We start from the raw sequence: 15,466 nt of genomic DNA, 5'->3' as shown, positions 1-15,466 counted from the left end.
GTGTAGATCATGCTGGATCAACTAGCACTTAAACTAGCTGGGTTAACGGTCCCATTGCTTGCACTCATAGCATTCCTCATACCTTTGCTCGAGAAGCTCACGGGTAGTAGGGATGCCCCGAGGATCCTAACCTTATTAGGGTCGCTGATAGCTGTTTTTTCATCTCTAGTAATCCTCATTAGCGTATACACTAGTGGAGAGGTGATCCTATACCCATTTGGTGGATGGCCCCCGCACTTCGGTATAGTCTACGAGATAGATGAGTTAAACGCGTTGATTGGTGCATACATTGCGTTAGCGATGCTTGCCGTGGTTGCGTACTCTACATGGTATGGCCGCCACCTTGATGAACCTGTATGGTACTATGTGCTCCTCACAGGGTTAGAGATAGGTATGCTTGGATGTGTTTACACAGGCGATGCATTCAACCTCTTCGTAATGCTCGAGGTTCTCGGTGTATCTGCATATGGATTAGTGGCCTACCATAAGAATAGGGCTGAGGCTGTTGAGGCAGCGGCGAAATACGCGTTAATCGGTGCTGTAGCCACGAATCTTTACTTTGCTGCATTAGTAATAATTTACGTGACCCATGGCTCGTTAAACATGGGATTATTATCGCTGATTGCACAGCAATATAGCAGTGCAGGGGAGGCCGTGAAATACGCTGGCTTAATAGCTGTAGCCTTCTCGTTATGGGTCTTCACTTATAAGTCAGCATTATTCCCCTCACACTTCTGGCTGCCTGATGCACATCCAGAAGCCCCTACACCTGTCTCAGCAGCTTTATCCGGTGTTCTTGTAAACGTGGGAGTATATGCTGTAATGAGGTTCCTCTACACTATATTCGGTCCTAGTAGCTACCTTGCCGAGTTCAGGGCTATCGTGCTGGCTGCATTATTTATCCTGGGTTCTCTAAGTGGCTTAATCGGGGCATTAATGATGATGACGCAGAAGGATGTGAAGAGGTTGCTCGCATACAGTACCATCAGTCATATTGGGATAATATATATAGGATTATCAATCGGCTTCCTCTCAGGTGTTGAGGAGGCTGTAAAGATAGCTATGGCAGGCGCCATAGCCCACATGATCTCACACGGTATAGCGAAGACAATGCTCTTCATGGCGAGCGGGGTATTCATCGATGCAGCTGGCTCCAGGGACCTGGATGAATTAAGGGGGATCGGTAGAAGCTATCCTATCGCTAGCTTTGCATGGTTAACCGGGTTCCTTAGTCTCGCAGGGCTGCTACCGTTCTTAGGCTTCTACTCTAAGCTACTAATATACTATGGCTATACCTATTCAGGCTTCATACTTGGAGGCATAATGATAATAGTGATATCGGCTCTCTCCCTACCAGGGTACTTCAAGGCCATATACTCGGTTATATTCAGTATTGGCAGGGAGAGGGAGAAAATTAATGCGGGAACAGCTGAGGTAATAATTTTCATCATGGCGATTGCACTGGTGATACTGGGTCTCATGTTCCCATTCATGGAAAACGTGTTCATGAAGGCTTCGGAGGCTATTACAACCCGTGCAGGGGTGTATGATTATTCTTTGAAAGCTTACCATGAAATACTAAGGATCTTAGGAGGTGGATAGGCTTGATGATAGAGGTAGTAATGGATCCATCCATTATAGCATTAATTATTCTAGCTGGAAGCGGGCTAACGCTACTTGTAGTAGCCACATTATACCATCTATTAAAGTCGAAGACCGTGAGGACAACAGAGCTCTACTTATCCGGTGAAGGAGAGAATGCTGTAAGCAACCTATCGCCTGGCGTGGGTAGCCTATACTATGGATTCATGAAGAGATTCGCGAAAAACCTGTATAGGATTCTGATCGAGAGTGTTCACACAGGGAGCCTCCACGACTGGTTCAACTTCATAGCTTCATGGCTGGGGCTCCTCGTGTTAATCGCGATACTTATTTTAGTATTAATGCTTACAGGGTGGTAGCATGGAGGTAAGTCAGGTAGCCTTATTCCTGTTCTCAACACTGGTATTCCCCGGGTTCCTTTTCATGTTCATACTATCCCTGTTCACACAATACCTGGTTAGAAAGATAAGTGCCAGGTATCAGAAGAGAATGGGTCCCTCATACGTAGGACCCTATGGTGTACTCCAGCCATTCATGGATTTCTGGAAGCTTCTAAGAGTTAAGGAGGTGGTTAGATCCAAGTATAGCATGCAGAGAGTAGCCGAGCTAACCCTATTAATCGGCATAGCCTGTATTACCGGTGCAATAGTGTTACTACCAATCGGGGTCCTCAATATCCGGGGTCCACTAGATTACCTGGTGTTCTTCTACATGGCCAGCGTCATGCCGATTCTAATGATAGTGCTTGCATCGCTCTCGATGCCTGGGCCATATACAAGTCTAGGAGTGTCTAGGTTGCTCAGTATTCTAACGATCAGTGAACCAGTGTATTTCACCGGGTTATTCATACCATGCTTCCTAGCTACATATAGGGATCCATTGACTCTCTCCGTCAGCATGGCTTCATATAGGGTCATGGATTTATGGCTTAACCCTGTTACGGCATTGATATTACTGTTCTCACTGATAGCCCTGGTGATCTCACTACAGTCTAAAGCCATGTATCCGCCATTCAATATACCTGAGGCCGAGCAGGAGATAATAGCTGGTTTTGAAACAGAGTTCTCGGGACCTCTATTAGCACTAGCCTCGCTACTACACGACATGGATCTAACAGCGTCGATCCTTGCAGTAGTATATATAGTGTTCGGAGGCCCAGCGCCCTTCCAGCATTTAACACTTGGTGGTATACTAATGGTGATACTAAAATACCTGGTGCTAGTATCAATAGTAGCTACAATTAAGAATATTTTCGGAAGATACAGGCTAGAACAGGCACTTATGCAATTATTAAAGTACGGAGGTATACCCGTGTTAATCTCAGCAATATTATCAGTTGCATGGGTATACATCTAGATAATATTTTCTGTAGCTGATCATCCCCGTTGACTTCATATCTAACCTCCTCCCTGCCATAAAGGCCGGGGATTCCCCTAGAGGTCTTCAAACCGTATTTATTCAGAATACTCTGGCACCTAGCCATCTTACTCCTTCAGTAAAAGCCTTTGCCTGCTGTTTCAGTTTTCATACGGGTTTATAAGAGTTGATATTGTTTTGCTGCCGTGAAGAGTTTATGAGCCATGAATCCTGGTATCCGGGGTCGCCTTGGATGTCTCCAAGCGGGTGCCCTATGAAGCTGCTTGGAAATAAAACTACGGGGTTAGCTATATATCGAGCTGGGGTGATGTAGGTTTAATGGATCATGTAAATTAATTGGCTGACTGGATTAGTGGTGTATCCATTAGATTAAACCATGGATTTAAAGTTTTAAAATTATGAATGTATTATATGTACCTTGTAGGGGTGACTATTATTGGGTCAGCTGTCCAGGCTTGTCGGCTCCCTTATCCTGGTTGCTTCATTACTGGCTCCCCTGCTAGCCCTGATAGTGGTAAATGCTCAGAGCAGTGCCGTTATACATGTGAATCCAGTGCCGGGGTTGTCGGGGGATTTCCTCAGGGGTTTAGATCTCTCTGAGGTCCCATGGATCCTGGAGCTAGGTGGTAAATATTATTATGGGGATGGGAGAGAAGGCGATATACTCGACATAATCGCCGAGAACGGCGTCAACGCGGTTAGACTGAGGGTTTGGAATAACCCATACGATGAAAAAGGTGTTCCATATGGTGGTGGAAACTGCGACCTCGAAAGGATGACACAATTCGCCTCTAAAGTAAAGAGCAAGGGGTTTAAGCTCCTCATCGATTTCCACTATAGCGACTGGTGGGCGGATCCCTCGAAGCAATACAAGCCGAAGGCGTGGGCTAACCTATCATTTAATGAACTAGTGAGTGCAGTGTATAATTGGACCAGGGATGCATTATTATACATGAAGAACAATAATGCATTACCAGACATGGTTCAAGTCGGCAACGAGATAAACAATGGCTTCCTATGGCCCGATGGGCGCGTTGAGAACTGGACTCAATTCGTGACCCTGTTAAAATCTGCTATAAAAGCTATCCGCGACGTAGATCCCTCAATCAAGGTTGTTATACACTTATCTGGTAACAGGGAGGTAGACTACTATGTTAACTTCTTCGGGAGGCTCATCAATGATGGAGTAGACTATGATGTCATAGCGTTATCATATTATACATACTGGCATGGTAGCCTTGAAAAATTGAAGCAGATAGCCTCAACCCTAACCTCCAGGTTTAACAAGGAGATCATACTAGCCGAGATAGCATATCCATGGACGCTGGAAGACGCCGATGGATACCCGAACTCATTTGGCAGTAGAGATCAGGAGATTAAAGGCGGGTACAGGGCCAGCGTACAAGGTCAGGGAAGCCTCATTAGAGACATAATCGAGGCCCTGTATGAATCAGCCGGGGACAAGGCCTTAGGTGTATTCTACTGGGGTGCAGCCTGGATTCCTGTGCCGGGTGCAGGCTGGAAGACTGGTGAGGGTAATCCATGGGAAAACCAAGCCTTATTTGACTTTAATGGAAAGGCCTTACCATCGCTAAGAGTGTTCAGGATGATCTACGAGGCCGAGTACACCGAGGTGAAGCCTGTAGAGCTATACAATCCTGGATCATTAAATGTGACAGCCTATGCTGGTTCAAAACCCGTTCTACCGGAGAGCATCCTGGTAGTCTACTCGGATGACTCAATTAGAAACGCTTCAATCAAATGGGGTGAAATACCGGTATATGAGTCGCCTGGTACATACTACCTTAATGGATACGTGGAAAACACCAGTATAATGGTTGTAGCCAGGATCACGGTCTTGGAGAGGTTGTACATAGATGTAGGAGACCCTGAGGGAGACGATAAGGGGCCGGGAACCTATGGCTATCCAACAGCATCCGTGTACGCTCCAGGAGTATTCGATATTGTGAGGGCCAGTTTAGAGGTGGATAGCGAGGACTTGGTTGTAAGGGTCTACTTTAGGAACCTGGGTGGAAACCCCTGGAACGGGCCAAATGGATTTAGCCTACAGTATATTCAAGTATATATACGTACAACAAATCCACTAGCGACTAATAAGGTGTATAGGAGGGATACTTTTGGACTTAATATAGAGCTCAGAGATGATTATGCATGGCAATACGCGCTACTTATATCACCTGGATGGGGTTCAGGACCCCTTCCAGATGGCGAGTTATCCTCGTTGCACTATGCCAATGGAACAGTCCTCGTGGAGGGCAAGGACTTCAAGGTGTCATCAAACACGAGTGATAACTATGTGGAGGTAAAGATACCGTTGAATCTGCTCTTAGACTGGGAAAACTTGAAATCTTGGAAGATAATTATAGCTGTTGCAAGCTGGGCTGGTGAAAACCCTGATCGCATAAGGGCATTTGCACCGGGAGGCGGGGAATGGCTTTCAGACCCCGTGGCCTACGCTAATGAATCATCTAAGCCACTTATACAGTCAGCACTACTCGTGAATGTATTGCCGAAGATGTATGACTTATTAATTTACTCCCAGGAATATCCGCATGGATTGACCGCGGATCAACAGTATACATGGTTAATGGGTTTTGATCCATCTAAATCCGCCTTAGCGATTATTCCACCCGAGGTAAAACAGATGGAAACTGTGACACAGACCATAACTATGACTATTACAACCACACTGTTTTCAACCATAGAGAAAACCGTGAGTATATATGAGACTCAGGCAGGGTATCCCGGTTACACGGTAAACACCGTGATCGGTGCAGCATTACTCTCACTAGCACTAGGTGTCGGAGTAGGGTATTTCTTGCTAAGATTACAGAAGAAGTGATTTTTACATAAGTATTTCAACTCCCTTCATTCAGCATTCTAGACGTAACCCATGAATTTTTACAAAAATTAAATATATAACCCTGGTTTACTTATAGGCATTAATGGGGGTATACCTCATGACGTTATCAGCTATAACTAAAACCTCAGCTATCATAATAGTTGTTATTGCAATCATCGCGGTGGCCGGTGGAGTACTCCTATTAACTCAACAACCAGCTCAGCCGCCCGCTACAACCACTACTACGACCACTACGGCAACCACTGCAACCACAACAATCACCACAACTACCACCACTACAACGACTACTACAGCCACCACACCAGTGAGCTCTACAATAACAATTGGCAACGTCACCATAAGGGTGCCTGAGGAGTTTGCCAAGTTCGTTGAGAAGGTTAAGACGGGCGAGGTCAAGGTGACAATATACTTTGGGCACGCATTAAACCCTGAGGAAAGGGACTCCTTCATTAAAGTCATAAATGCCTTTAAACAAGAGTATCCAGGAATAGATGTCGTAGAGAAAAGGTATGGAGGAATGGGCGAGCTTCAAAGCGCGGTCATAGCCGCTGCCACGCTTCCATCAGCGCAAAGGGAAAGCCTTGTTGGCCAGGCTCCCGATGTATTTAACTGGGCCCATGACTGGATTGGTTGGTTCGCTGATTCCGGGTACATTGTATCGCTTGAGGATTATATAGGGTATGACGCAGTTGACGATATATCTCAGAACATACTTCCATCAGCTATGAGCTCTGTCACATATCTGGGCAAAACGTATGGTCTCCCATACGCTGGTGAGGCACTAGCGCTCTATGTGAATACAATGCTGGTTCCAAACCCGCCGACAACGTTCAACGAGTTAAAGACCTTAATGGAGCAGTTCTATAAGCCGAGTGAGGGTAAATACGGGATAGCTGGCCAGATCACTGGCCAATACCATACTAATCCCTGGGTTACGGCGTTCGGTGGTTTCTACTATGATGATGTGCGAAAGGAGCTAGGCTACTTAAAGCCTGAGACAGCCGAGGGCCTCAAGTTTTTCGTGGCCTACATCCTACGGTACATGGATGTATCCGACCTCGGCAATGATTATCAGAGGAGATTATTTGGCGAGGGCAAGACCCCATTCTATATATCTGGGCCATGGGATGTCAAGTACGCTGTTGAAACATTAGGCGTTAACAATTTCACTGTTGTTCCATTACCATCGATCGATAATAAAATACCCAAGCCGTGGAGTGGATTTAGAATCATATACATTTCGGTTATGGCTACAGCTGGAGGTAAGGAGAGAACATATGCCAGCATATTGTTTGCATTATACATTGCCCTAGATGACAACGCTATTCAAACACTCGTCAACGAGCTTGGATACATCCCAGTCAAGCCAAGTGTAGCTGACTATGTGAGGGCGAACATTAATGCAAACCCGCTCTACAAGATAGTACTAGGATTCTATGAGCAGCTAGGAAAAAGTGTTCCAATGCCGAAGGATGCAAATATGCAGAAGGTCTGGGGAGCCGACACATATCTCCAAGCAATATGGAAGGCGTATTCGGATGCTATAAGCTCTGGTAGATCACCAGATGACGCTGTGCAGGCCGCGATCGCTCAGGTAGACAAGGCACTCAGCGATGCTTACAACGACGTATCTGCAAAGATACAGAAATAACAGTTTTCAAGGATTAAGGACCGGTGGATAGGATGAGCTCTAAGAGGAAAATCCTTTTTCCCACACGCATCGCGCTCATCTTAGTGATGCCGGCATTGATCCTATATTTATTTTTTAATACATGGCCAATGATATTCTCCATAGGAATAGCATTTACAGATGCTACTCAGAAGAATATATCGCCTAGTCCGGAAGCTGTGAGCAACTGGGAGAATGCGATCCGATGCGCTATTGACCTTAGGGATAAGCCGGAGTACAAGGAGAAAGTCTCAGGCCTGGTAAATTCCACAGTAAGTAGCCTAGAGGATATATATGGCAATTTAACAGGGATAAAGAACTATATTGAGGCCGGCGGAGACTTCTTGAACACACCTCTAAGCTACTTAAGGGGGTTAGATCGCTCTGTCAGGAAATTAATGAGGGTATCAGAAGAGTTCAAGGTGTACTTCAACTGTACTGAGCTAGGTTACCCTACAAGTATATCACCGATCTCTAAAGAAATGCTTGAGAGATTTGACGCATTGAATACATTGAATGGGAGGCTTCAAAACCCAGGTGCATATGATAATAAGACCTACTATAATGAGGTTGTCACCGGATACAATATAACCATTGAGCTGGTAAACTACTTTAAGCGTCTTGAGACGGATTACGAGGGATATATGAATGAATTCATAGCGAGCGCCCAGAATGAACTGGATTCACTACAGTTGAAGTTCATAGGGTTGGAGAACTTCAAGAAGTTATTCCATGACCCGAGATTCTATAACTCACTATATAAGACGATGCTCTTCGTGGCTACTAGTGTACCACTCAAGGTTGGATTCGGCGTTCTACTTGCCTTATTTTATTCCTCAGAGCTCCTCAGAGGCAGGAGAATAATGAGAGCCCTCATTATTGTTCCATGGGCGATGCCATTTCTGCTCTCAGCGCTTACATGGAAGTTCCTGTTCCTACCCAATGGCCAACTAGGCCAATTACTCGGGCTCAACATGAATAACAGGGAGTGGGATGCATTCCTAGTGTACAACCTATTCGAGACGTGGCTTGCATATCCATTCATAATGACTATAACACAAGGTGCTCTTGGAGGAGTACCAAAAGAAGTCATAGAGGCATCATATATCGATGGTGCTAATGCCTTTACAAGACTAAGAAAGGTGTTGCTCCCATTGATCAAGAAGCCCGTGCTGGTGGCATCGATCTCGACGACGGGTGCTTCATTACAGGCATTCCTTGTACCGTTGACGCTTAATGGTGCAGGCCCTACTGGATATGTTTGTGCACCGTTTGTCGGTTGCACAGCAGGGTATATGAATGAGATGCTAATAGTGTTCGGATATTATAGGGTCATAATTGACCAGGAATACGGATATGCTGCCTCAGTCTACCTCGTTATCCTGGCAATAATACTGGTTTATGTAACTCTATGGCTTAAACTACTAATGGGGAAGGGTGGTAAGTAGTATGGTTTCAGTCTCTCTAACTATACTTAAAATAACCCTTACAATTATAGGGGTCTTTATAGCCGTCGCCGTCGCTTATCCACTAGTATACATAGTGGCGCAGGCATTGATAGGGAAGCCAACGATAATAGTATCTAGTTTCCAGCAATTACTAAGCTACGGGGTCACATTCGATAACTTCATTAAGACGCTTCAGGATCCCGAGTTCCATACGGCTTTAAGAAACTCATTAATAATTGCATCAATCACTGTAATCCTAGCGATCCTTATCATCATACCGTCTGGGTATGCGTTCTCGAGGTTCGAGTTTCTAGGTAAAAACACGCTGCTATACTACTACCTCATCGTAAGCCAGGCTGGGGGAGGGCTTGGAATCATAGCTGTATTAGCGATGTATATATTCTTCCTGAGACTGACAGCTTATGGTGTAAACATAATCCAGATCTGGGTATTACCACTAGTCTATGTCTCAGGTCTAACGCCATTCCAGACATGGCTTATTAAGAGCTACTTCGACCAATTGCCAAAGGAATTAGATGAAGCATCATTCATTGATGGAGCCGACTGGTTTACCATAATATTCAGAGTAGTGCTCCCAGCATCCAAGGCAGCATTCATCATTATAACAATATTTGCATTCATGAATGCGTGGGGAGAGTTCATTATAGCAAATATTCTAGGGCTCGACACTCTTGGACGTTACATATACTCTAAAGCGGTTGCCGGTCAAGCCGGGACAATGAGGCCGGGTGAATTCGCTGCAGCTGCTCTACTATACGCTATACCGATGATAATATTGTTCATACTATCGCAGAAGTATATTGGAGAAGCCTACAGGCTTGGAATGAAGGGCTAGGTTAAGCCTAGTTTAAAACAATTTCTTTTCTCTCGTGTACATGTGTTTCTTTCAGACGCAGCCCCCTTATACCAGAGCTCCTTGATGTAACTATAGCAAGTAGTGTAATATTGTTTAAACCCCTTCTCATAGCTGTCTCCGGAACATATAGCTCTCTTTCTGGAGAGTCATCGCTAATCCTGCCTATGAATTCCCCGTTTACAAACACTAGTATTCTACATCCCCAGAAATCCACTTCAAGTTTCACCGGTGAGGAGCTCGTTGGCTCCTTCTCATATGGAATCACAGCGTTGACCCATATAACACGTCCTGCCTTATCCCCAAGTAATATAGGGGGTTCAGCTGTCTCGCCGCGTGGGCTACTTCTAAACCATTCCTCAATTAATCCATGGAGGCCTTCTTGTATAAGCCATTCGCCGTTCACCTTGTACTGGTAGACCCGTATAACTGGGTTGACCACGCCCCATTCAACGAGTAATGCCACCTCGTTTACCCCGGGTTTGAGATACCTGGTTATATCGGTAGGACCTATGAGGGGGCCGACGTATACTTTGTTCACGAATAAGAGAACCCTGTAGTAATGATTGTAGTAGAATTCTAGGCCTGGATCTAACACGTAGTGCCTGGATAAATCGTCTACTTTGAACTCTGTTGTATAGAGGCCTGGGGAGTCGATGCTATATGTTTCCCCTACTATACTACTCCCCTGTTCTTGTAGGGCCTTAATCACTGGTTCTGGGTTGGCGATGAATTCCGCGAAGTCGAAGCCTGGACCATATGGTATCTTGAACTCTGATTTCCTCCACTTGTAGAGCCTGATCTCGCCTACTCTACCAAGGTAGACTCCACCATATATGCCGTTTGGAACATATAATAAGCCGTCATTAGGGTGACCCGTGGACTCCAGTATAACTGTTACTTCGTTCACGCCTTCCCTAAGGGAGTCTGCGGACATCTCTATGTAGTGGTAGCCTGATCCAGCATATTCGTTGTTAATGGATACAACAGCGTAGTCGCTGAAGCCGATTAACGCGAGGTGCTTGTCTAATAGATCCCCTAGTTGCTTCTTATCAAGGTGAAGCCTCAGCTTGTACACGTAGATACCGTTTTCATAGAAACCATTCTTTTCCAGCGGGGTTGAAGGATTAATACTGGTTAACGTGTGGAATACAGGATCTTCTAGAAGCCTGTATTCTAAGGGGTGGTAGGTGTTTTTCCCGCTCCGACACATACTTAGTGAAATATGGGTGGCATAGACATACTTAGAGAGCCTTGTTAAATCTAAGTCTAGGTCTCCAAGCCTGATCGCGTTTATTTCGCGTGAAGTAATTACTAGTAATCTTCCGCAGCTGTCTTCGTCGAGTTCAGCGTTAAGCACCACTTTGCCCTCATCTATCCTTGAGTCACCTATGTAGTAGATGTTGGATACGAGTACGAGGTCTTCATCTATAATCCATGTTTTCTCAGCTCTACACCTACATGTGAAGACTAATAGTAGGTTTTGCCCTCTCGCAGACTTCACAATGGCCAGGTGTTCACCGTGTGTATGGTTAACCACTAGGTATACTCTCTCACCATCTCTACGGATCAACACGTCTCCCTGTATATCTACACCGAGTACCCCACCCTCTACTTCTACAGCTGTCTCAGTGTATTCACCGTGGTCTCCGTAAATAATCATAACCACGGTGTCCCCTAATCTTTTCATTAATAATGCCTCTCCACTCGTGTATGCGAGTTTGAAAGGCGTCCCCTCTACGATGAGGTCTAGTAGAACTATTTTAGCGTACCGCGGTGGCACACGTATAGGCGTCCACATGGGTATTATTTCGCCCCTGTTTATAAGCCTCTGGTAGCACAGGTTATCACCGGTATTTCTCAGTACCACTATTTTCCCGTGATCACCTACACGCTGTAATAATTCACTGCAAGTAGACGTGGTTTTCACGGTTTCACTGGGCTTTAAACTAGTCACCAACTCCTGGAACTCGTTGAGGAAGGTAAATACCCTCTTCACTCTATAGTATCTCTCCGAGAGCTCCCCCCACTCCCTAATACATGCTTCAAAATCATATGATGAAGCCAGGTACTTAGCGGTGTAGTAGCCTGGATTCGATCCTCCATGAAACATATATATATTTATATTATCCAGGCCCATCCCAACAGCTGTTTTCAACAATATCTCCGTCCACTCCGGTGGAATACTCAGCCTATTCGTTGGATAGTATCCATACCTAGACGACTTGAACCAGCCTCCCTCGAGCTCCATGATCATCTTGAATAACCCGGGTTGCGACGACAAGTAGCTCCGCAGCCTCTCATCGAATTGCCTCATATCCCAGGGAGAAGGATATAGGTCTATTGTATACGGTATCCTCGTTAAATACGGGTCTTCATTGGTGAACACTAGTACACCGGGTAGCTTCTCCTCCACGATCTCCGCTAGTTTCTCAATATACTTCTCATTACCCCAGAAATACTCGTTTTCAACCTGGATGCCAATTACAATCCCGTTCTCCACGTATGGTTTGAGAATGTTGAGGACGCTATTATACCACTCAGCCGCATGTTTAAAGTACCCGGGGTCCAGCGAGCGTAGCCTCGTTGTCTTAGTGTAGATCCAGTTTGGATGGCCGCCGCTATCCCATTCAGAACATATGTAGGGACCGGGCCTCGCTATGACTCTTAAACCGAGTTCTCCAGCTAACTCGAGAAATGAAGCTAAGTCTCTACTATAGTAGCTCGCTACATGCCATTGCCTCTTTTCATCGGTGAAATCCACAACTTTTTCCCGTGGGCCATGCCAATTCCACGGTATATAGGTAGATACACAGTTTCCCCCAGCCCGCTTCAACTTTAGGAGCCTATCTCTCCAGAGGTGCTTTGGAACCCTGAAATAATGTATTTCACCACAAAGCAGAGCCATAACTACTCGCCTAAAAACATAAATCCCCGGAAAAAATAAATGTGTTTTCTAAGGATCCTAGTGATAGTTACGAGAATAATGACAACCCGGGTCTCCTTCAAGATGCTAGTGGTGCTTACAGCTGAAAGCCTCGCCCTTTAGGGCGGGGAGGAGGTCAGTACTAGGGAGGCTGAATTTGAAACCCTTGGTTAGAAACCAAGGGTTTAGGAATCCGGTGGGCGATGCATCGCGGGGGCCACTTCGATTCGGTATCTATTATCATCAATCTTACTCGTCGTTATTCTCTCATTAAGACACTACTACTTAAACCATGTTATTCCCACGTGTACTTGGTAGAAGGTTTAAAAGCCTTGTTAATTACTTGGTATTGATTTCCTGGGGTGGGAGCATGAGTGAGCTGATTGGTTACCTAGGTATGTTGTTCGTGTTTACATCGTTTATAATCCGTAACTGGCTCTGGCTGCATGTTCTTAATGGTATCGGCACAGCTCTTCTCCTTATCTATGCATTAATCCTTGGTAATCGTGTCTTCGCAATAGTTGAGGGCGGGGTCTTGGCATTACTGGCTTACAGAGTGTACCAGGACCTGAAGTCTGGGGACAGTAGACAAGGGTTTATAAAATAATTATGTTGTTTTTAAGCCGGTATCATTGACTATTCATTATATCTCTTCATGGATACATGAATGATTCTTGTTGAGATCTCGTTTTCTCAAGCGTCTTCAAGTATACGTAGAATGCTGAGATAACGGTGCCTATAGTGAACGTGGCTAGAGAGAGCAGTGAGAGTAATAGGAATGGCTTCTCCTCTCTTATACATGTCATATTGATTAATACCCGGGTATTCTCGGAGGCCATTATATTATAGAATAAATTATCCAGCGTGAAGACCACTACTTTACCTGGCTCAACGTATTCACTATACTCTATTAACCTGTTGAACACGGTTATCCTTGCTATATGAGTATCCATGTTCTCAACCGTTAAGGTGATGTTTACCAGGTTCTCAGGGCTGGTGTTCTCCAGGATTGATGTGAGGGGTATTTCCATGGTGGTTAAATTATATATTGTTGAATAATGGATTACACTGTAATAGGTTAGCGTTGACGCCATCGACAACAAGATTGACACGACCAGCATGGATAAACCAATCAGCATCAATAACCTCGGGGTCAACCCGGTCAAACCCCTCCCAAAGCCCACTTGTTTATAGCGGGCTAAGATTTATATACCTACTCATGTAATCCTTAATAATTGTATGGGTGAGAGGTATTGAGTAAATATATTCCATTACTATTATTAACAATAGTATTAGTCTCAATACTAGTTATACCCACACAAATAACATCAGCTCAAGCTACGCAGCCGGGCCCTGCATCGGATAAAATAGTAGTCACGAGGAAAACCATTGAGGAAGTACCAGACGCGTTGACCAGTGGTAAAATAGATGGATATCTCTACAGTTTAAGGCCGCCACAGGCTGCCCAGTTACAGGGTGTATCTGGTGTATCCCTGTACTCGGCTCCAGCCGGCTTAATAGAGTTGACATTAAACCCTGCTCCAGTGGCTGTTTTCACTCTGGAGGGAGCCCTTTCAATAAGTGATGCAGCCGCTAAGCTGGGTATTCCGGCAGCTGCAATAACTAACCTGTATATCCAGGGAGGGAAAACAGTTGTAGAGGTTGGAGCATACCCTGGTAAAGGCGTCAACCCATTCGCATTTAAAGAGATTAGGTTCGCCATGAACTACTTAATAGATAGAGTCACCGTGGCTAGCACGATAATGAAGGGTTTCGCTGTCCCCATGTACACATTCCTGAGCCAGTATGACCCCGATTATGCTACAATATCAGATATCATTGCTAAATACGAGTTCACGTATAACCCATCATATGTCGACCAAGTAGTCACGAATGTGTTAACCAAGGTAGGTGCTGTGAAGATCGGTGGAAAATGGACTTATGAGGGTCGACCCATAACAATTAAATTCATTATTAGGCAGGAGGATGAAAGGAGGGATATAGGTTACACGTTCTCCTCAGAGCTCAAGAAACTAGGCTTTGAGGTCAACGAGATGGAGATGCAATATGCACAGGCAATAAACACACTCTATGGCACTGACCCAGCGAATTTCGAGTGGCATATATACACTGCTGGATGGGGTAAGAGTGGTATAGACCGCTATGATTATGGATCAATCACACAGTTCTGTGCCTCATGGTATGGCTATATGCCTGGGTGGGGTGAGACATCGTTCTGGAACTTTAAGGATGATATAGTTGATGAGCTTACCTTGAGAATATACCAGGCCAATTATACTAGCAAGGAGGAGAGGAATGAGCTGTATAGGAGGGCAGCAGAGCTATGTATACAGGACTCTGTTAGAATATGGGTTGTAACGAGGTTAGATACCTGGCCTATGAGGAGCGAGGTTAAAGGGATCACGCTGGATCTTGGTGCTGGTTTAAGAGGTATATGGAACCTGCGTGAAATGTATGTCGAGGGACGCAATACATTAAACCTGGCTCACTTATGGGTATGGACATCCTCGAGCGCGTGGAATATCTGGGGTGGATTCGGCGATGTATACAGTGTAGACTTTGAGAGAGTCACCTATGATCCCTCGATGTGGAATCATCCATTCAACGGTGAACCAATGGCGTTCAGGACAACGTACGTGGTAGTTACAGCTGGGCCCTCAGGCAA

At 45.2% G+C, this 15,466-nt stretch carries 12 protein-coding genes; 9 read left to right on the top strand and 3 right to left on the bottom strand.

Annotated elements, in window-relative coordinates; all coding sequences use genetic code 11:
* Nucleotides 1-9: 9 nt before the first annotated feature.
* The 7 genes from QXV08_RS04980 (at nt 10) to QXV08_RS04950 (ending at nt 9,836) form a co-directional block, all read left to right on the top strand.
* Nucleotides 10-1,602 (top strand): proton-conducting transporter membrane subunit, encoded by a 1,593-nt coding sequence (locus QXV08_RS04980; protein ID WP_342785159.1) that lies wholly within the window; start codon nt 10-12, stop codon nt 1,600-1,602.
* Nucleotides 1,603-1,607: 5 nt separating this feature from the next.
* Entirely contained in the window at nt 1,608-1,961 is a 354-nt protein-coding gene (locus QXV08_RS04975; protein ID WP_342785373.1) for a sodium:proton antiporter, read from the top strand.
* A gap of 1 nt (nt 1,962) precedes the next feature.
* Complete coding sequence (locus tag QXV08_RS04970; protein ID WP_342785161.1) at nt 1,963-2,958, top strand: complex I subunit 1 family protein; 996 nt, start codon at nt 1,963-1,965, stop codon at nt 2,956-2,958.
* A 457-nt stretch (nt 2,959-3,415) separates the two neighbouring features.
* A complete protein-coding gene (locus QXV08_RS04965; protein ID WP_342785163.1) occupies nt 3,416-5,842 on the top strand; it encodes a glycosyl hydrolase 53 family protein in 2,427 nt (808 codons plus the stop codon).
* 103 nt (nt 5,843-5,945) lie between these two features.
* Nucleotides 5,946-7,514 (top strand): extracellular solute-binding protein, encoded by a 1,569-nt coding sequence (locus QXV08_RS04960; protein ID WP_342821421.1) that lies wholly within the window; start codon nt 5,946-5,948, stop codon nt 7,512-7,514.
* Nucleotides 7,515-7,546: 32 nt separating this feature from the next.
* On the top strand, nt 7,547-8,980 hold the full coding sequence (locus tag QXV08_RS04955; protein ID WP_342785167.1) for a sugar ABC transporter permease: 1,434 nt from the start codon (nt 7,547-7,549) through the stop codon (nt 8,978-8,980).
* Between the two features lies 1 nt (nt 8,981).
* Entirely contained in the window at nt 8,982-9,836 is an 855-nt protein-coding gene (locus tag QXV08_RS04950) for an ABC transporter permease subunit (RefSeq protein WP_342785169.1), read from the top strand.
* Between the two features lie 7 nt (nt 9,837-9,843).
* On the opposite strand, the gene QXV08_RS04945 is transcribed toward QXV08_RS04950, so the two are convergent.
* Nucleotides 9,844-12,762, bottom strand: coding sequence for a beta-galactosidase (locus QXV08_RS04945; protein ID WP_342785171.1), 2,919 nt, complete (start codon nt 12,760-12,762; stop codon nt 9,844-9,846).
* 388 nt (nt 12,763-13,150) lie between these two features.
* On the opposite strand from QXV08_RS04945, the gene QXV08_RS04940 reads away from it, so the two are divergent.
* Complete coding sequence (locus tag QXV08_RS04940; RefSeq protein ID WP_342785173.1) at nt 13,151-13,387, top strand: hypothetical protein; 237 nt, start codon at nt 13,151-13,153, stop codon at nt 13,385-13,387.
* A 46-nt stretch (nt 13,388-13,433) separates the two neighbouring features.
* Here QXV08_RS04940 and QXV08_RS04935 read toward each other — a convergent pair whose 3' ends face one another.
* Complete coding sequence (locus tag QXV08_RS04935) at nt 13,434-13,964, bottom strand: hypothetical protein (RefSeq protein WP_342788161.1); 531 nt, start codon at nt 13,962-13,964, stop codon at nt 13,434-13,436.
* Nucleotides 13,965-14,008: 44 nt separating this feature from the next.
* Nucleotides 14,009-14,098 carry a hypothetical protein gene (locus tag QXV08_RS08945; RefSeq protein ID WP_404990971.1) on the bottom strand — a complete coding sequence of 30 codons (90 nt, stop codon included), beginning with the start codon at nt 14,096-14,098 and terminating at the stop codon, nt 14,009-14,011.
* On the opposite strand from QXV08_RS08945, the gene QXV08_RS04930 reads away from it, so the two are divergent.
* Nucleotides 14,067-15,466 (top strand): ABC transporter substrate-binding protein (locus tag QXV08_RS04930; protein WP_404991076.1); only part of this gene is annotated, 1,400 nt, incomplete at its 3' end. The genes QXV08_RS08945 and QXV08_RS04930 overlap by 32 nt on opposite strands.

Origin of the sequence: Desulfurococcus sp. (genome assembly GCF_038881575.1) — an archaeon.
Taxonomy (GTDB): Archaea; Thermoproteota; Thermoprotei_A; order Sulfolobales; family Desulfurococcaceae; genus Desulfurococcus.
The sequence above is the reverse complement of the archived record's forward strand: the minus strand, read 5'-3'. Positions and strand labels throughout refer to the sequence as shown.